The sequence below is a fragment of the Pantoea sp. RIT413 genome, from assembly GCF_003057675.2.
In the GTDB taxonomy this organism is placed as follows: Bacteria; Pseudomonadota; Gammaproteobacteria; order Enterobacterales; family Enterobacteriaceae; genus Pantoea; species Pantoea eucrina.
The window spans coordinates 25,254-42,486 of the sequence record NZ_QBJB02000015.1; the positions used below are offsets into that span (position 1 = coordinate 25,254).

Here is a 17,233-nt window from a genome sequence, read left to right on the forward strand (position 1 = left end):
TGTGCAAAACACTAACTATTCGCCGCTGATGAAAGTCAGTATGACGGCACTTGCGCTGCTGGTGAGTTCATTTTCACTGCACGCAGAAGATAAAGCCACCGAAGCGTCGATGGGCGCGCGTCAAAAACTGGATGTGGAAGCTGCCGATCAGCAGGATGCGGGAACCACAAAAACCACCGATGATGCATCCACCGGCAAGCTTGATGGACAGAAAGTGGAATCCGCTGCTAACCCGGCTACACCACTGGTGCCGGCAGGCGCAACCTGGGACAGCTTTCACGGTCAGCTGAACGCACAGAAATATAGCCCGCTGAAGCAGATCACGACGGAAAACGTCAGCAAACTGAAGAAGATCTGGGAGTTTCATACCGGTGATGTCTCAGACGGAAAAGGGGATACGCCTGCCACGGTCTGGTCCGCTACGCCAATTTTTGCCAATGAGACTATTTACGTCGGCACGCCGTTCGATCGGTTAATTGCGCTCGATCCGGGTACCGGTAAAGAGAAGTGGCATTACGATACCAAATCACCGCGTAAAGCACTGACGCAACCGGTCCTGAAAAACCGCGGCGTGTCATACTGGCAGGCTAAAAATCCGGTAGCAGGCGAAGCGTGTCAGAAGATTGTTTATATGGGCACCGTTGACGCTAAGCTCTGGGCGCTGGATGCCGACTCCGGCAAACCGTGCGAAAACTTTGCCAATAAAGGCGTGTTAGACATTGATCAGTGGAATACCGTTAACGCGAAGTATCCGCTCTCTATTCTGCAGCCGCCTACGGTTGTGGGCGATCATTTAATGATTGGCTGGGCAGGTAAAGACTGGGCATATGCAGAAGCCCCTCCAGGCACGGTCTTTACCGTAAACGCCCAGACCGGCAAGCTGGAATGGACCTTTGAAGCGATTCCGGAAAACGTTCGCGCCCGCACCGGTACCGCCAACGTCTGGACTCACATGTCAGCAGATGAGGCCAACGGTCTGGTCTATCTGCCTGTTTCATCCCCATCGCCTAACTACTGGGGCGGCAACCGCACGGAGTCTATTCCGCTGGGTACCTCAACGACCGCGCTGGATATCAAAACCGGTAAAGTTGTCTGGTCGCGCCAGTGGGTGCATCACGATGTGTGGGATTACGATATCAACTCTGCGCCGACGCTGATGGACATTACCGTAAATGGTAAGCAGATCCCGGCGCTGGTTCAGGCCACCAAGCAGGGCTTCCTGTTTGTGGTAAATCGCCTGACCGGTGAAGATGTCTGGCCAATTGAAGAGCGCCCGGTGCCGCAGGGCGATGGTTCAGTACAGGGTGAAAAACTGGCCCCTACGCAGCCTTTCCCGACCAAACCCGCTCCGCTGCTGGATCAGTCGAAAAAGCCGGCTATCTGGAAGCTGGCTGACATCGTAGGAGCAGGTCAGTGTTCCCGCCTGTGGGACAAGCTGAGCTACGATGGCATGTATTCGCCGCCTACAACCAAAGGCGAAGGTGTGCTGACCTATCCTGACAGCGCTGGCGGCGTACAGTGGGGTGGGGTGGCGTTCGATCCGCAGAAGCAGATCGCTATCGTCAACACCTCGCACATTGTGCAGTATATCAAGCTCTACAGCCGTGAAGATTATGAGAAAGCGGATAACGGCTCGGGCAATGAAAGCGGTTTTGCACCTCAGGAAGGTGCCCCGTATGGTCTGCGTCTGATGGTCGCAAACAACTGGCTGGGCATGCCGTGCTGGCAGCCGCCGTTTGGCGAAATCGTGGCGATCGATATGCATACCGGTGACGTGAAGTGGCGTCGTCCGGTCGGTGCTTCGCAGCAGTACGGCTTCTTTATGCCGGAAAGCTGGGGCTCACCGACGATTGGTGGTCCGGCAGTCACCGCAGGCGGCGTGATCTTTATCGGTGCCTCAATGGATGCCAAAGTCCGCGCCTACTCCGTGGACACAGGTGAAGAGCTGTGGGCCGATCAGGTAGAAGCACCTGCCGTTGCTAACCCGTCTGTCTATGAGTATAAAGGGCGTCAGTATGTCGCCTTTGTGGCGGGTGGTAATACGATTCTGAAAGATCAGGTCGGCGATCAGGTTGTGGTTTACGCCCTTCCGGAAGAGTGATCCTGCATATGCAGCGGTAAACAGAGCGGGGCCTGAGTGCCCCGCTTTTTTATTACGCTAATTCTGGCCTGCCTGACGCATCGGCATACGGTCAATCAGTGAGAGCAGGGCCTCCGCGCTTACCGGCCGGGTCTCGCGCAGTTTCATGCCACCATCTTTACCCACCAGCACAATTTCAAATCCGGCAGGATTAAGCTGCGCACGCAGCGCGCCGCCGTCCGCCGGGCGGACATCGCTCAGCACCACGATATCACGCTCCCTGAGCGCATCCTGCTGCTGTTGCAACAGCGCCATTTGCCGTATGAAATCCGTATCGCGGTCAGAAGGGGCGAAGATCACAAGCAGCCGCTTATGCCAGCGATAATTCTCCAGCGAATTCTGCGCTGGCTGCAGCGTCTGAAACAGCGGTTCTGGCTGGCGGGCAGCCTGCGCCGCACCGTTCAGCGCCAGGGTAAACAGCACAACGTTGAGGGTGAAGCGTAATCGCGATGCAGAAGGCATAAGCCGGCCCCTTTTTGGCAATAACAGGCTAAGTCTGGACAGAGCATTAACCACTTGCCAGAATCTGACGGTTCTTTACCTGGCTCAGCGCTGTCAGACCGGCCCGCACGCCCGATCGCGGCCGCTGCGTTTCGCCTGGTAAAGCGCCTGGTCCGCTTCGCGTCTGAGCTGTTCCGCTTCTGACGCTTCCCCGGCAGAGACCAGTGAATAGTAGCCTGCGCTCACGGTTACCACGCCTGCGGCGACCAGGCTGCTCTCATGGGCAATCCCCAGCTCTCTTACGGCCTTAACCGCCTGTCCGGCGACAATTTGCGCTTCTGAAAAGTCGGTGTTCGGCAGAATGATGGCGAACTCTTCGCCACCGTAGCGCGCCACAACGTCGCCATGATAATGCACGCAGCTCTTCAGGGCCTGCGCCACATCCTGCAGGCATTCATCGCCAGCAACGTGACCGTAAGTATCGTTATAATGCTTGAAACAGTCGACATCGATCATGATCAGCGCCACCGGATCGCCGCTTTTATATGACTTCAGCAGCACCTGGTCGAGCAGGGCGTCAAACTGTCGCCGGTTGGCCAGCCCGGTCAGACCATCCACCAGTGCCAGCGACTGCAGCGTATGGTTAATGCTGGTAAGTTCATCCCGCACAAAGGTCAGCTCAATCTGATTTCTGACGTTAGTTCCTACCTGGCGAAGCACCAGAAGCCCCATGCCGGCAATGGCAAACAGAAGCGTCAGGTTGAGCAGCAGATTAATCAGGTTACCGGTAAGCCACGCTTTGCGTATTGCGGCAAGGTCATACCCGGCGGTAACAATCAGCGGATAGCGCTCCAGACGCGCATAGCCGTAAACGCGCACGATGCCATCAAGAGAGGAGCGCCAGGTCGCGTTGCCGCTGGACGCAGATTTGAGTTCAGTTTTAAACAGCGGGCTGGCGGAGAGCATTCTGCCAATATAGGCGTCCGGGAAAGGGCGAATATAGAGGGCCGATGCGTCAGCAAGAATGAGGCCCAGCGTATCTTTATCGCCCAGCGCATAGTAGCTGTAATACTGGCGGAAATAGTCCACGCGCACCGTGGCGAGCGCCACACCGGCAAAGTTCCCCTGACTGTCGTTCAGGCGTACTGAAACCGGGATAACCAGATCGCCGGTAGAGCGGCTGCGGATAACGCGGCTGATAAGCAGATTGGTGTCATTGTGATTGCGGTGCCATAAAAAGTAGGCGCGATCGGCATTGCTGGCATTGGTCGGCACAAAGTTACCGGATGAGGCGATCCAGTGTCCGTCAGTATCATAGACAAACAGGCCATGCAACTGCGGCAGTTTACTCTGCTGCTCTTTGAGCTGGTGCAAAAACGCCGGCGTCGCCGCGTACTCATTGCCGCGCTGACGCAACTGCCTGACCGCATCGGCTAAGGTGATCTCAACCTGCAGAAACGAATCTTCAGCATGTTTGGCCAGCGATACAGAGAGATTGCGCGCATCATCTTTCTTCTCACTCATGATCTGCTGCCAGGAGTTCCACAGCGACCAGGCGTTGATTGCCACCACAAACAGGCTAATCAATACCAGAAACAGCATCATGCTTTTTCCGAGCGAGGTTTTTAGCAGTGAAGAGCCTGAAGCGTTGAGTGAGTTTTTTCGCATAGAGTCGGTTCTGAGCAGGCGGCAGAAATCAGGCAGGCATCATACATCAGCCACAATCTGTTCAGAAGTGGTTATCAATCTGGCGGGTAACTTGCTGTTCGCTTTTTACTGTTTTCAGGCTGACTCAGGCCGGCTGAAAAACGCCGGACTGTTCAGCAAATGGCCTGACTTCCGTGCGTTAAGACTTCTTGCCTCCCTTACCCAGATTCTGTTCAACCAGCCACTCAATCACCTGACTGCGATTAAGATTATGGCGGTTAGCGTAAAGCTGAATTTTACGTAATACCGACAGGCGCAGGGAGAGAGAAACCGACTTTTTGGCCTCTTTGTCGAGTATCACTGACGCAGAGAGATTCTGTCCTGCACCCGCGCTGTCATGTAACGCAAGACTTTCACGCATCATTTTAACGATTTTAGGCGTCAGCGATCCGGCGCCGGTCATCTGATAGTTACCGGCGGATTTATTAAACCTGATCTCTGCCTGATAGCTGGTGCGGATTTCACGTAAATCGCGCACAAACGTCGGCTCAGAGCACGCCATTTGCTGCAGTAAAAGCGCCTTTTCTACGGGTTTACCCGTGCTCAGCAAGGCGACCAGCTGATACTGTCTGTACTGTTTTGCGCTCAGAGGCATAGCACACCGTTAAAAGAGTAAAGATAGCGATCACTGACGCTGGGCGTAAACCGCGCCGGTATACGCGCTGACAATACCGCAGTGTGCAGACCGCTCCAGCATAGCAGCAGCCCAGTTGCGATGCGTGGCAGGTTCGCACATTGCGCCCTGCGATTTAAATACTGCCTGTTCTGAATTCATGATGCGCAGCGCATCTTCGTAGTCGCTCTGCTCCGCCATCAGACCGCGCTGAATGATCTCCAGCTGCGCCGGATGGATAGCCGTTTTCCCGACCAGCCCGTGCGCCACATCCAGCGCCAGCTCACGCTCCAGCAGCGCCACATCTTCGATGCGTTCACACACCGGGGCCGTTAGCGCAAACCCGCGCGACGCAAAGGTCGCCACCAGCATTTTCACCACGTAACCCAGCGGCCCCTCATAGAGCGTAAGGTGGCGCGAGCGCCGCAGTCCCAGAACCGACATCAGGTCGTTGCCGCCAATGCGCAGAGCCAGGATACGCTCGCGGCACGGGTGCTGTTCCAGCAGGCTTGCCAGCTGTTGCATCGCGGTACTGTCAAAAACATCGCGCGTTTCCAGCGTCGGCATCAGCAGCAGCGACGTTGGCGCCAGCAGACGCCACCAGGAGAGTACGTTAGCCTGATTAAACTTCGGTAAAACAAACCCGTCGATACCAGACAATTCGCTATCGTGCAGCAATGCGGCAGCCATGGCTTCATCGCGCGGCCGGATAAACACCAGCGGCGGGGTGTGCGTGGGGGTTTGCTGCTGAAGCTGGCGCAGTAAAGTCTGCAGGTTATCCCGCGCCAGAGTCACATCCCGCTCGCTGACGGCGTCCTCCAGGCAGATCACCAGCGAACGCAGCTGGGGGATCTTTCCATGCAGGATCACGTCAGCCAGATCGCCGCGGGTGGCAGGCATATAGAGCGTGGCACCCAGCATCCAGGGGGAGAGTGGCAGGCTCATATCACGACACCTTCCTGATAATGGTTACGGCACGATACTGCCCCAGCGTATCGCCCATCTCTTTTACCTGAATATCTTTTTGCGCGGCCAGATGCATCAGCAGGGCGACATCCGGATCGGTTTTACTGCGGACCAGGACGTGATCGGGCACGCGGCGCAGCACCGCGCGCGTGGCTTCGGCAATGCCGGGTTTGATACGGTTGCGGTTAAGAATATGATACTGCGCCGCCAGCTGATTAATCACTGCCTGAGCAATCGCCTGCTGGTTGCGAAGGTGGGTAGCGTAAGGCACCGCTGCAGCAATCTGTGCCGTATCCAGCTGCTGCCGGAACCGGTCTACTGTGTCCACCATGCGCAGACTGCAGTCATACGCCAGCAGATGATCGCACAGCACGCAGCCGTGCAGGCCAGAGGCGCTCCACAGGGAACGTGACACCATGCCGGAAACCGGCGCGCCCATAATGCCAAACGGGATCAGCCAGTCGTCATCGGAGGCGGCAAGCCAGGCGCAGCCCGCCGGATCGGCCAGCACCGCCAGTCGCGGCAACGGCGGGTAGCCGGGCCGGTCGCGCAGGCTCTCAATCAGCTGGCCGGTGATGGCACCCTTACCGGTCCAGCCATCCACAAATACGATGCCCTCTGTGCCGTGCTTCGCCTCAATCAGGCTCAGCGCGGTTTCATCAATGCCGCGATCGCGGATAATACTGATACCGTAGTGATGCGATACCACGCCCATATCGCGCAGTGCGCGCTGCAGCATCACGCCAGGTGGCACGCCGGCCCGTACCAGGCTAACCAGAATCACAGGTTGCCCGGCGGCCTGAGCTATCAGCCCTTTAGCCAGCGTCACAACGTCACGTGCAAGCCGGGCGCTGCCCATCTCCAGCGCGCAGTTAAATATCTCCAGATGCGCCGCAGACGGCGCCGGCTCCTGGCTCAGCATCTCGGAATAGTGCTTCTGGCCGGACTGGATCAGGCGCTCTTTCTCATCGACCGGCGTCATCTCAAGCTGAACCGGATTCAGCAAAAACTGCACGTCCGAGGGCAGATAGGTGCCATGCAGCTGCTGTAATTCAGGGTTTTTCATGGGCGTCGGCCTTGTCAAAAATATGGCGGCGGATGGCGTCAGTAAACTGGCTGCAGGCGGGCATGCCAAACCAGTCACAGTGCTGCATAAAGCTGAAATCGCTGAGGCTATCGCCCAGCCCCATTACCGGGAATGGGCCACGCGTGTCGCGCAGCTGCTGCAACAGCCACGCCACCGCATGCCCCTTCTGAATGCAGTCAGGGATCCAGGCGATATTGTTGCCATTGGCATGGATATAAAAGCCCCGCGTATCGAGCTGCTGCTGCATCTGCGCATTGAACGCATAGAGTTCGGCAATCTGCGTGCTGTCGCGATGTTTCATCACAAAATAGATCGGGACACCATCATACTCATAGTTCATGCGGCACCAGGCATTAAGGCCGGCGCGATCCAGCGCATCGCTCAGCTGCTGGCGATAGCTAACCAACTGTGCCCGCATGGCTGACAGCTCGCTGATAATACGATCCTGCCAGATGCGGTTAAGGCTGCCGTCAGGTGACGCGATAACCGCGCCGTGCGTCATGACTTTCCAGGATGTAAAAGGCAGCGCCACGCGCGCCGTCTCTTCCGTACCGCGCGCGGTCACCGGGATCAGCTCTGCGCTCTGCAGCAGCCAGGAGACCAGCATCGACTGCTCCTGCGACATAAAGCTGCGCGGCTGCAGCTCACGATCGTAGGCGCCCACTTCAACCGGGATCTGCAGGGTTTCGGTCAGCATTTTTCTTTTCGTCTGGAACAGCGTGTCATCCAGATCGCATAATACAACCGGCTTATTCATAAGCGATCACCTCAATGCGGGGGGCCGTCTGCTGTAATCCTGCCAGCAGAGTGGGACAGACAGCCTCCGCGGGCGTTTCAACACAGATAATCACCCGATCAAACTGCTGATGCGCCACGTTATAGACAAAATTTGGCATGCCAAGACCGTAGTTATCGCTGAAAGCGAGTATGGAGCTAATCGCCAGACCTTCTGAGATCGGCGAGCGCGTCAGTGAACCAAAGCGCACGCAGGCACCCTGCTGCTCCAGACGCTCTGCCAGCAGAAAAGGTGGCCAGATAAATTCTCCCGATCCCAGAACCAGAATACGTTCGCCCGGCTCAGAGTGCATATCGTCTGCAAAGCGGCAGTGAGCGTCCGCCATCCCCAGCCGTCCCCAGTCCTGACGGGCGGAGAGGGCCACTGCGCCCTGCGCCGTCACGTTTACCGCAGGCATTACCGGTACCGGTGCCCCTGCGCGTGGGGTCCAGTGCCACCGGCCCGCAACCAGTGAAACCGGCTCTACCGGCAGCGGACAGTGATGACGCACGGCATCACCGCTCCAGTCGGTGAGCGTGACGGTGACCACACGCGTCACCGCCTGCAGACCCGCTTCGCGCAGCGCCTGCAGCAGATTCAGAAACGTATTGCCCGTGGTCGCTTCATCATCAATCAGTACCAGCGTACGCGCCTGCAGCGCACGGCGGCGCAGCGTAGCGTCAGCCGGAAGATAGATAAGGTGATCGGTGGCGTGACTGTGATCCTCTTTAAATTCACACAGCAAATCACCTTCTACCGGATGACGGGTGCTGGTGAGGAACACCGGCTCAGCGATCTGCTCTCTGGCCGCGCGGAATACGCCAGCGGCGAGGCCCACGGCGGTTTCGGCCATACCGATAAACAGCACCGGCCCCGGAAGGTCATGCGGCAGTTTTGCTGCCAGCGTCTCATAACTGGCGCGCATGATGGCCGGACTGACCGGGATATGACGTCCCAGTATTTTGCTGACAAAAAGGAATGCCCGTTTGGGATTGCGGCGTGCGGCAATATCAAACAGCGTCTCCAGTGGCGTCTCGCTCGTCGTTTCTACACGCAGCGTGCCGCCAGGCAGCTCGCGCTGATAGATCTGTAAGGCAGCGGTCATCAGCGGCACTCCTCATCCGGGCTGGCAGACCATGTGACAGGGTCACACTGTGGCAGAGGCTGAACGGCATTGGTCGGGATGACCTGCACCGGATTAAACGCGGCACGCTGCGCAATGGCGTCCGCTGCGGAAATCAGTTCCAGCTGACGCAGTGCAAACAGGCCGGGCAGGTTAATCCCGCTGAACGCGGTATAACCGATACCGCCAGAAGGACGCAGGTTAGCCTCCAGCAGCACCGGATGGCCTTCAGCATCGTTGCGGGTCTGGACATTAATCAGGCCATCCACATGCAGCGTCTCTGCACAGGCAACTGCCAGGCGCCAGGCGGGCGTCTCCTGTTCAAAAACCTGTACTGAGCCCTCTTTGCGCCGCGCAACGGCTGCAATGACCCGGCCATTCTCCACCAGCATATCTACCGAGCGTTCCGGACCTGCAAGCCAGGGCATGACAATCTGCAGCGGCAGCGACTCACCGGCCTGCTGTGCACGACGCAGGCTCTCAATAAGCACGTCAGGATGGATCTGGCGGCTGTCCGGGTTGTTAAAAAAGCTCAGGGTATGCGCATCGCGTCGCAGCACCCAGAACCCCATGCCATAGATGCCGTGCACCGGTTTGATACAGGGTCGATGGCCCTGCGCCTCAACCTGCGCTATTGCAGCCGCTACCTCATCCGGCGTGCGCACTTCAATTGAAGGTACGGCAGGCAGACCGTGCGCGCTCATCTCCGCGCTAAAACGGGTTTTGTTATCAGCGAGCGTAAAGGTGGCGCGCTCGCGAGCGCCTGTTACCAGCCTGACACCCAGCGCTTCAATAGCCGTTCGCTGCTGCTCCAGCAACGCTCCGCGTTTGCCGGCGTGGATGGCACGTACCCGGTGCTGCTGACAGACATGCCGGATAAAAGCGAATAGGGCACCGTCATCCTCAGGTTCCAGATAAGCAACATCTGCTTCCGCCAGAATTTCCGGGCGGGAGGAGCGGTGAGAGGCAATCAGCACGAAATCATGCCGGCCCGCACGTCGCGCCTGCGCCACCAGCGCAAGAATATCTTTTTGGGAAGAAACCCCTTCCATAAACCAGATCGCATCCGGCTGACTCATCGTGTTGTATTCCTTATTTTTGCAGCGCAGGGCCTGCTGGCGCCGTCAGGTGAACGCCAGAACATTCAGGCAATCATATTATGATTGAATAAACTAATAAAGCACCTCGCTTCATTTACAGATTAATGACAGTTACCGCCTTACCAATAAAAATAGATAATTCTTTATAAAACATTACATTCACAACTGAAAGTAATCATATGATGATTGTTTTCTTGCGCAGGATAAAACTCATGTTATGATTGCTGAGCTGTTAAATTGATCGGCGTTTTTACTGCAGCAGCTAACCACTCATTAAGGAGAAGTGATGGTATCTTTAAGTAAGAATCAGACAATTTCGCTGGCGAAATCCAGCAGTGCGATTTCTCAAATTCAGTTCGGACTCGGCTGGGATCCTGCCAAAAAGAAAGGACTCTTTGGCAAACTTCTCGGCGGGGGCGATAGCATTGATCTTGATGCCAGCTGCGTGCTGCTTGACGCGCACGGTGGCGTGGTGGACACCGTCTGGTTCCGCCAGCTTCGTTCAAATGATGGTTCAATAGTCCACAGCGGCGATAACCGTACTGGCGAAGGCGACGGCGATGATGAGGTGATCAAAGCCGATCTGTCGCGTCTGCCAGCCAGCATTGAAAGCCTGGTGCTGACGGTAAACAGCTTTACCGGGCAAACCTTCAACGATGTAGCGAATGCCTTCTGTCGCGTTGTTGATCAGCAGGGCAAAGAGCTGGCGAAATTTACCCTGACCGAGCAGGGCTCGCATACGGCGGTCGTAATAGCTTCACTGCGCCGCAGCGGCGGCGAGTGGAACTTTACTGCGCACGGCAACGCTTCGCGTGCCCGCACCATTCAGGACATGATCCCCGATATTCAGGCGGTACTCTACTGATGAACCTGACGCCAGGGGGCAATGCCCCCGTACCTAATCAATCGCTGGTGGTGCGTGTCTCCTCTGGCGTACCGGTCGATATCTCAGCGTTTCGTCTCTATGACAACGGCAAAGTGCGCGGCGATTCGGACATGGTGTTTTATGGTCAGCGCGAAAATGATGACAGTACAGTGCGTCTTTCCGCGTCCGGCAACGAAACCATGTTTACCGTTAATCTGGCAACGCTGAAAATCGATGTGCAGAAAATAGCCTTTACCGCCACCTGTGATGCCGGCAAAACCGTTGCGTCACTGGCGCGTCTCGCCATTCAGGTCGAAGCCGGCGGAAGCGTGCTGGTGCAGTGTGATGTTGATACCACCGGACGCAGTGAGGCTGCGCTGATCCTGGGCGAGCTTTATCGTCGTAACGGCGAATGGAAGTTCCGCTTTGTCTCTCAGGGCTTTAACGGCGGCCTGCAGCCGCTGGCTGAACACTTTGGTATAGAAGTGGATGAGAGCAGCGCTGCGCCCGCACCGGCTCCGGCACCAGCACCACAGCCCGTCGTAAATCTGAGCAAAGTCAGTCTGACAAAAGAGAAGCCCTCCATCAGCCTGACGAAAAAGGATGACTATGGTCAGATCCGCGTCAACCTGAACTGGAACCAGCGCGCTGCCGGCAACAGCGGCGGCGGTTTCCTGAAGGGCATCTTTAACAATAACAAAGGTGTTGACCTTGATCTGGCTGCGTTTGTGGAGCTGAAAGATGGCTATCGCACTATCGTACAGGCGCTGGGCAACAAATTTGGCAGCTTCCGCAGCGAACCCTTCGTTGAGCTGAAGGGCGATGACCGTACCGGCGCCGTCAGCGACGGTGAGTGGATCCATATCAACGGCAGCGAATGGAAGCAGATCAAAGAAGTCCTGATCTTTACCTTTATCTATGAAGGTGTGCCGAGCTGGGAAAACACTGACGGCATGGTGACCATTCAGGTTCCGGGACAGCCGCCGGTGGAAACCGCGCTTACTGAAGGCAACAACCGGCAAAACATGTGTGCGATTGCCCGTCTGATTAACGACAACGGCGCAATCCGCGTAGAGCGTATCAACCGCTATTTCAGCGGCCATCAGGAACTCGATCAGGCGTTTGGCTGGGGCTTTAACTGGCGCGCCGGTTCCAAGTAATCAGGAGTAATTATGAGCTTTTTTAACTCTCTTAAAGACAAATTTAACGCCGGCCGCGACGAGCTGACAAAACAGGTAAGCCGCTACAAAAACCGCGCCTTTCTCGAAGGCACCGTGGCCGTCTGTGCCCGTATTGCTGTTGCCAGCGACGGCGTCAGCAGCGAAGAGAAGCAGAAAATGATGGGATTTCTGCGCGCCTCTCCGGAGCTGAGTATTTTTGATACCAATGAGGTGATCCAGTTTTTTGAAAAGCTGGTGACCTCATTCTCTTTCGATATGGAAGTGGGCAAGGGTGAGACAATGAAATATATCCTCGCCTTAAAAAATAAACCGGAACAGGCGCAGCTTGCGGTCCGGGTGGGTATTGCCGTGGCCAAAAGCGACGGTGACTTTGACGCCACTGAGCAGGCTAACGCCCGCGAAATTATTCAGGCGCTGGGCTTTCAGCCCGCTGAATTTGGCCTGTAACCGTTACTGACTTTTCTGGAGCTAATAGATGGAATCGACCCATATCGGGTTTCCGATTGAAACGGTAGCGGTGTTTTTACTGCTCTCTGTCGGAGCTATTTTTATCGACCTGTTCATGCACCGGCATGACAAACCTATTTCGCTGAAAAGCGCGGCGGGCTGGTCAGTATTCTGGATCCTGATGGCGCTGGCCTTTGCAGGCTTCCTGTATGTCCATCACGGCGCGGAAGTGGCCAGCCTGTTTGTGACCGGCTATGCGCTGGAAAAAGTCCTGTCGGTAGACAACCTGTTTGTCATGATGGCGATCTTCTCCTGGTTTGCCATTCCTAATAACTACCGTCACCGCGTACTCTACTGGGGCATTATCGGTGCCATCGTGTTCCGCGGCGTTTTTGTTGCCATCGGTACCGGCCTGCTGGCGCTCGGTCCGTGGGTGGAAGTGGTATTTGCCGTTATCGTAGGCTGGACCGCGGTGATGATGCTGAAAAGCGGCGACGACGATGATGAGATCGAAGATTACTCTCAGCATTTCGCTTACCGCATGGTGAAACGTTTCTATCCGATCTGGCCAAAACTCAAAGGCAGCGCCTTTGTGCTGAGCCAGAAAGAGGTCGATGCTGAACTCGCTAAGCCGGAGAACGCGGATGTGCAGGTAGGTCGCGTAAGCAAAGCGGCCCGCTACGCTACGCCGATGCTGCTCTGTTTAGCTGTGGTTGAACTTTCAGATGTGATGTTTGCGTTCGACTCGGTGCCGGCCGTGATCGCCGTCAGCCGCGAGCCGCTGATTGTGTACAGCGCCATGATGTTCGCTATCCTTGGTCTGCGTACACTCTATTTCGTGCTGGAAGGACTGAAGCAGTATCTGGTGCATCTGGAAAAAGCGGTGATCGTGCTGCTGTTCTTTATCGCCTTCAAGCTGGGCCTGAACGCGACCGAGCACTTCTTCCATCACGGTTACGCTATCGGCGCAACCACCAGCCTCTATGTTGTATTGGGCGTGCTGGCACTGGGGATTATCGCGAGCCTGCTGTTCCCGGGTAAAAAAGAAGAGCAGGCAGAGTAAGTCAGGGCGCGGCCCGGCCGCGCTATTGAATACCGCATACAGCGTATGCACGACGTGAGGAAAATAACATGGCAGTGACTCTCTCTAAAGGCGGCAACGTCTCCCTGGCAAAAGTCGACCCTTCACTGAAAAATGTGAAAATTGGTCTGGGCTGGGATACCCGCTCCACTGACGGTCAGGATTTTGACCTTGACGCCTCCGCTTTTCTGCTCACCGATGCAGGCAAAGTGCGTGGCGATCACGACTTCATTTTTTACAACAATCTGAAATCGGCTGATGGTTCCGTGACCCATACCGGTGACAACCGTACCGGTGAAGGTGACGGGGATGACGAATCGCTGATCGTTGAACTGGACCGCGTACCGCAGGACGTGACCAAAATTGTTTTTGTGGTCACCATTCATGATGCCGCAACCCGCCGCCAGTCATTCGGGCAGGTGGCAAACGCCTTTATCCGTCTGGTCAACAACGACAGCAACGTGGAAGCCGCGCGTTACGATCTGTCTGAAGATGCCAGCACGGAAACCGCAATGCTGTTTGGCGAGCTCTATCGCCACGCGGGCGAGTGGAAATTCCGCGCCGTTGGTCAGGGCTATGCAGGCGGCCTGGCCTCAGTCTGCGCGCAGTATGGTATCAACGCGTCCTGATCCGCAGTCACATACCCATTATCTGCCCGGTCTGGCCGGGCATCAGCCACAAGCAAAGAGGATTTCACCATGGCAGTTAATCTGACAAAAGGCGGTAACGTAAACCTGTCCAAAGAAGCCCCAACCATGACCAAAGCGATTGCTGGTCTGGGCTGGGACTCACGCGTCACCGATGGTCAGGCGTTTGACCTGGATGCATCGGTCTTTCTGGTCGGCGCAGACGGCAAAGTGTTATCCGATCAGCACTTCGTGTTCTTCAACAACGCCACCAGCCCGGACGGCTCTGTCGCGCATCAGGGCGACAACCGCACCGGTGAAGGCGAGGGTGACGATGAGCAGGTAAAAATTTCGCTGGCTACCGTGCCCGCCGACGTGCAGAAAGCCGTTTTTGCGGTAACCATCTACGATGCGGAAGCGCGTAAGCAGAACTTCGGTATGGTCTCTAATGCCTACATCCGTATTGTTAACGAAGACAACAACAGCGAAATCGCCCGTTACGATCTGTCAGAAGATGCCAGCACCGAAACGGCCATGGTCTTCGGCGAGCTCTATCGTCACAACGGTGAGTGGAAATTTAAAGCGGTGGGCCAGGGCTTTGCCGGCGGCCTGAAAGCGCTGGCAGCTCAGCACGGCGTATCCGTGTAACGGACTGCTGCAAAAGAGCCTCTTCCCCGTGAAGGGGCTTTTTTTTGTCTGTTAACCACCCACAGGGAGTGAAATATGGAACTGACCACCGGACAGAATATTGCTCTTAATAGCACGTGTCCTGAACTCTGCCTGACCTGGAAAACCAGGCCTGGATTCAGCAGCGACATTGATGCTTCAGCGTTTTTGCTCGGCGCAAATGAAAAAGTCCTCGGTGATTCGTCGATGATTTTTTTCAACCAGCCGCATAACGAAAACCGCAGTATTGTCATGCACAGCCATGCCGGAGAGGCGCGTTTTCAGATTCAGCTTCACGCGCTACCCGCTGCCGTCATGCGTATTGCTGTTACGCTGGTTATCGATGGCAGCGATACAGTAGGGGGTTTACAGCAGCTTACTCTGCAGTGTGGTGAACATCGCTACGATATCGCACCCGGCGATCGACGCGAGAAAGCCCTGATTGTCTGCCATCTCTATCGTCATAACGAACAGTGGAAACTGCGAGCGGTCGGGCAGGGATTTGATGGAGGCCTTCATCCGCTGGCGCTGCATTTTGGCGTGGATGTAGCAGAACCTGTGATCGCATCAGTACCCGCGGTTAGCCTGGAGAAGAAGCTTGAAAAACTGCCGCAACTGGTCAGCCTGGCAAAACCAATCCGCGTCAGTCTGGAGAAACACCGGCTCTCAGAAGTTAAAGCGCAGGTCGCCTTTGTGCTGGATGCGTCAGGCTCCATGACGGCACAGTTTAAGCGCGGTAATGTGCAGAAGGTGCTGGAGCGGGTAGCGGCGCTGGCCGTGCAGTTTGATGATGACGGCAGCATGCCGGTCTGGGCGTTTGGCGAAAAATTTCGTCAGTACGAGGATGTGTCACTGGATAACCTTGAGGGTTACATCGATCGTATTCGCAACGACGGCAGGCGGACGATGTGGGAAATCCTGCCGGGTCTGGGCGGCACGAACAATGAGCCACCGGTACTGGAAGCGATTAACAATACCTATCGCGACGCCACACTACCGGTGTATGTGGTCTTTATTACCGATGGCGGCATCAATAAAACACGCCTTATCAAAGAGAAACTCAGAGAGTCCGCCACACTGCCAGTTTTTTATAAATTCTTAGGCCTGGGTGGCAATAATTATGGCGTGCTGGAGCGTCTGGATACCTTTACCGATCGCCTGATCGACAATACACATTTTTTTCCGGTTGATGATGTCGGAAATATCAGCGATGAGCAGCTTTACGACTGGCTGCTGGTGGAGTTTCGTGACTGGCTGGATGCAGCAAAGCAAAAACGTATTCTGCGATAAGGTACGGCAGAGCGTTTTTCCTGCCGCTGCGGTTTACAGTCAGAACGCTGCAAGTTTTATGCAAATCAATGTCAATACGGTATCAATTGCGGATAACTAAGCGCACAATAGGGGTTCGTCGGCAGCGTTCTGAGCTGCTGACCCACACCCGATATCGGGGGACCTGTAATGAGTTTATATTCTGTCGAGGCCATCTGCGACCTCACCGGCCTTTTACCCGCCACCTTACGCAACTGGAAGCGCGCAGGCCTGATTACCCGGCCACAGCATAATGGTGAATACACCAGCGGACAGCTAACGCGTATCTATAGCGTGCTGGACCTGACGGCTACCGGCAGCACGCTGCCTGAAGTTTACGCCTTTCTGCAGGGCAGGTCACCGCTGCCGCAAAATCGCTGGCAATGCCGGCAGGAAGAGATGACGGACCAGCTGCGCGACAGCCCGGATAGTACCTTGCAGGCGCGCATGCGACAGATGGGCAGCGACTACAGCGGTGATGATTTTGTTAACGCTTATCTGAAGCCGCTGAACCTGCTGTTGCGCAGTGATAACAGCGCAGATTCGGTTATAAAGCAATCACGCTTTCATGATGCCGTGGTTTTTCACGCACGCTGTATCATGCGTGCATCGGAGCGTCGTAAAACTGTCCCTGTTTTTCTGGAAGCTATCAGCGTGACAGACGCAACCGAAATCTGGCTGGAAGCTATTCGCCTGACCGGGCAGGGCTGCCGGGTCGAGATTTCCGAGAATGTGACCGGGTTGCCGGCCACCTCAATTTATCGGCACGATCACCATATGATGTGGTGTGGAGCAGGGATCTCGCAGCTGATGCAGTGGAACTATCGTGAAAAACTGCGCAACGATAAACCGGTGATGCTAAGCGGCCCCGATCGCACATTGCTGACTGCAGCCTGATAAAGTTTTACAACCCGGCTGGCTGCCGGGTTGTACCTGTCGGCTAGCTTTCAGCCACCCTCTGAACACTCTGCCCATCAACTTCTGCACCCATAAAATCTGGTATCACCCGCACACTTTCGCAAAATAGTGGCCTGAACCTTTCTAACCCTCTCCGTTTGTGCATAATAATATGTTATTGCTAAACCGATTTAGCTTGCGATCAGGAGA

The 17,233-nt window shown here is 55.9% G+C and carries 17 protein-coding genes; 9 read left to right on the top strand and 8 right to left on the bottom strand.

The features are described 5' to 3' along the window. The first annotated feature begins 1 nt into the window (after position 1). Positions 2 to 2,101 (top strand): pyrroloquinoline quinone-dependent dehydrogenase, encoded by a 2,100-nt coding sequence (locus DBY66_RS15380; protein WP_108570200.1) that lies wholly within the window; start codon positions 2 to 4, stop codon positions 2,099 to 2,101. Positions 2,102 to 2,158: 57 nt separating this feature from the next. On the opposite strand, the gene DBY66_RS15385 is transcribed toward DBY66_RS15380, so the two are convergent. From DBY66_RS15385 to DBY66_RS15420, 8 genes are all read right to left on the bottom strand, one after another. After that, positions 2,159 to 2,602 (bottom strand): DUF4174 domain-containing protein, encoded by a 444-nt coding sequence (locus DBY66_RS15385; protein ID WP_104085941.1) that lies wholly within the window; start codon positions 2,600 to 2,602, stop codon positions 2,159 to 2,161. 93 nt (positions 2,603 to 2,695) lie between these two features. After that, positions 2,696 to 4,249, bottom strand: a complete 1,554-nt coding sequence (locus DBY66_RS15390) for a sensor domain-containing diguanylate cyclase (protein ID WP_233207455.1) — start codon at positions 4,247 to 4,249, stop codon at positions 2,696 to 2,698. Between the two features lie 178 nt (positions 4,250 to 4,427). Further along, the gene (locus DBY66_RS15395) at positions 4,428 to 4,883 is read right to left on the bottom strand and encodes a hypothetical protein (RefSeq protein WP_065648014.1); all 456 of its coding nucleotides are present in this window, start codon (positions 4,881 to 4,883) and stop codon (positions 4,428 to 4,430) included. 30 nt (positions 4,884 to 4,913) lie between these two features. Then, positions 4,914 to 5,846, bottom strand: a complete 933-nt coding sequence (locus tag DBY66_RS15400) for an HpcH/HpaI aldolase/citrate lyase family protein (protein WP_065648015.1) — start codon at positions 5,844 to 5,846, stop codon at positions 4,914 to 4,916. A 1-nt stretch (position 5,847) separates the two neighbouring features. After that, on the bottom strand, positions 5,848 to 6,933 hold the full coding sequence (locus tag DBY66_RS15405) for a cysteine protease StiP family protein (RefSeq protein ID WP_108570199.1): 1,086 nt from the start codon (positions 6,931 to 6,933) through the stop codon (positions 5,848 to 5,850). Further along, positions 6,920 to 7,711 carry a hypothetical protein gene (locus tag DBY66_RS15410; RefSeq protein ID WP_108570198.1) on the bottom strand — a complete coding sequence of 264 codons (792 nt, stop codon included), beginning with the start codon at positions 7,709 to 7,711 and terminating at the stop codon, positions 6,920 to 6,922. The genes DBY66_RS15405 and DBY66_RS15410 overlap by 14 nt, the downstream gene beginning before the upstream one ends. Next, positions 7,704 to 8,834, bottom strand: coding sequence for a phosphoribosyltransferase domain-containing protein (locus DBY66_RS15415; protein WP_065648053.1), 1,131 nt, complete (start codon positions 8,832 to 8,834; stop codon positions 7,704 to 7,706). The genes DBY66_RS15410 and DBY66_RS15415 overlap by 8 nt, the downstream gene beginning before the upstream one ends. Beyond that, a complete protein-coding gene (locus tag DBY66_RS15420) occupies positions 8,834 to 9,931 on the bottom strand; it encodes an ATP-grasp domain-containing protein (RefSeq protein ID WP_065648018.1) in 1,098 nt (365 codons plus the stop codon). Before DBY66_RS15420 ends, DBY66_RS15415 begins: the two co-directional genes overlap by 1 nt. A 307-nt stretch (positions 9,932 to 10,238) precedes the next feature. On the opposite strand from DBY66_RS15420, the gene DBY66_RS15425 reads away from it, so the two are divergent. From DBY66_RS15425 to DBY66_RS15460, 8 genes are all read left to right on the top strand, one after another. Continuing rightward, a complete protein-coding gene (locus DBY66_RS15425) occupies positions 10,239 to 10,817 on the top strand; it encodes a TerD family protein (protein ID WP_094111573.1) in 579 nt (192 codons plus the stop codon). Next, positions 10,817 to 11,977 carry a TerD family protein gene (locus DBY66_RS15430; protein WP_108570197.1) on the top strand — a complete coding sequence of 387 codons (1,161 nt, stop codon included), beginning with the start codon at positions 10,817 to 10,819 and terminating at the stop codon, positions 11,975 to 11,977. The genes DBY66_RS15425 and DBY66_RS15430 overlap by 1 nt, the downstream gene beginning before the upstream one ends. A gap of 12 nt (positions 11,978 to 11,989) precedes the next feature. After that, complete coding sequence (locus DBY66_RS15435; protein ID WP_065648021.1) at positions 11,990 to 12,445, top strand: tellurite resistance TerB family protein; 456 nt, start codon at positions 11,990 to 11,992, stop codon at positions 12,443 to 12,445. A gap of 28 nt (positions 12,446 to 12,473) precedes the next feature. Beyond that, positions 12,474 to 13,508, top strand: coding sequence for a TerC/Alx family metal homeostasis membrane protein (locus DBY66_RS15440; protein WP_065648022.1), 1,035 nt, complete (start codon positions 12,474 to 12,476; stop codon positions 13,506 to 13,508). Between the two features lie 68 nt (positions 13,509 to 13,576). Beyond that, positions 13,577 to 14,155 carry a TerD family protein gene (locus DBY66_RS15445; RefSeq protein ID WP_040113371.1) on the top strand — a complete coding sequence of 193 codons (579 nt, stop codon included), beginning with the start codon at positions 13,577 to 13,579 and terminating at the stop codon, positions 14,153 to 14,155. Between the two features lie 69 nt (positions 14,156 to 14,224). Beyond that, the gene (locus DBY66_RS15450) at positions 14,225 to 14,800 is read left to right on the top strand and encodes a TerD family protein (protein WP_040113372.1); all 576 of its coding nucleotides are present in this window, start codon (positions 14,225 to 14,227) and stop codon (positions 14,798 to 14,800) included. Between the two features lie 75 nt (positions 14,801 to 14,875). Further along, positions 14,876 to 16,108 carry a VWA domain-containing protein gene (locus DBY66_RS15455; protein WP_065648023.1) on the top strand — a complete coding sequence of 411 codons (1,233 nt, stop codon included), beginning with the start codon at positions 14,876 to 14,878 and terminating at the stop codon, positions 16,106 to 16,108. A gap of 168 nt (positions 16,109 to 16,276) precedes the next feature. Next, positions 16,277 to 17,023 carry a MerR family transcriptional regulator gene (locus DBY66_RS15460; RefSeq protein WP_108570196.1) on the top strand — a complete coding sequence of 249 codons (747 nt, stop codon included), beginning with the start codon at positions 16,277 to 16,279 and terminating at the stop codon, positions 17,021 to 17,023. The last annotated feature ends 210 nt before the right edge of the window (positions 17,024 to 17,233 follow it).

Coding starts and splice junctions, on each gene's coding strand:
- DBY66_RS15455 (WP_065648023.1), top strand. CDS start 14,876: ATGGAACTGACCACCGGACAGAATATTGCTCTTAATAGCACGTGTCCT.
- DBY66_RS15425 (WP_094111573.1), top strand. CDS start 10,239: ATGGTATCTTTAAGTAAGAATCAGACAATTTCGCTGGCGAAATCCAGC.
- DBY66_RS15430 (WP_108570197.1), top strand. CDS start 10,817: ATGAACCTGACGCCAGGGGGCAATGCCCCCGTACCTAATCAATCGCTG.
- DBY66_RS15400 (WP_065648015.1), bottom strand. CDS start 5,846: ATGAGCCTGCCACTCTCCCCCTGGATGCTGGGTGCCACGCTCTATATG.
- DBY66_RS15405 (WP_108570199.1), bottom strand. CDS start 6,933: ATGAAAAACCCTGAATTACAGCAGCTGCATGGCACCTATCTGCCCTCG.
- DBY66_RS15415 (WP_065648053.1), bottom strand. CDS start 8,834: ATGACCGCTGCCTTACAGATCTATCAGCGCGAGCTGCCTGGCGGCACG.
- DBY66_RS15395 (WP_065648014.1), bottom strand. CDS start 4,883: ATGCCTCTGAGCGCAAAACAGTACAGACAGTATCAGCTGGTCGCCTTG.
- DBY66_RS15390 (WP_233207455.1), bottom strand. CDS start 4,249: ATGCGAAAAAACTCACTCAACGCTTCAGGCTCTTCACTGCTAAAAACC.
- DBY66_RS15460 (WP_108570196.1), top strand. CDS start 16,277: ATGAGTTTATATTCTGTCGAGGCCATCTGCGACCTCACCGGCCTTTTA.
- DBY66_RS15410 (WP_108570198.1), bottom strand. CDS start 7,711: ATGAATAAGCCGGTTGTATTATGCGATCTGGATGACACGCTGTTCCAG.
- DBY66_RS15450 (WP_040113372.1), top strand. CDS start 14,225: ATGGCAGTTAATCTGACAAAAGGCGGTAACGTAAACCTGTCCAAAGAA.
- DBY66_RS15385 (WP_104085941.1), bottom strand. CDS start 2,602: ATGCCTTCTGCATCGCGATTACGCTTCACCCTCAACGTTGTGCTGTTT.
- DBY66_RS15420 (WP_065648018.1), bottom strand. CDS start 9,931: ATGAGTCAGCCGGATGCGATCTGGTTTATGGAAGGGGTTTCTTCCCAA.
- DBY66_RS15435 (WP_065648021.1), top strand. CDS start 11,990: ATGAGCTTTTTTAACTCTCTTAAAGACAAATTTAACGCCGGCCGCGAC.
- DBY66_RS15440 (WP_065648022.1), top strand. CDS start 12,474: ATGGAATCGACCCATATCGGGTTTCCGATTGAAACGGTAGCGGTGTTT.
- DBY66_RS15445 (WP_040113371.1), top strand. CDS start 13,577: ATGGCAGTGACTCTCTCTAAAGGCGGCAACGTCTCCCTGGCAAAAGTC.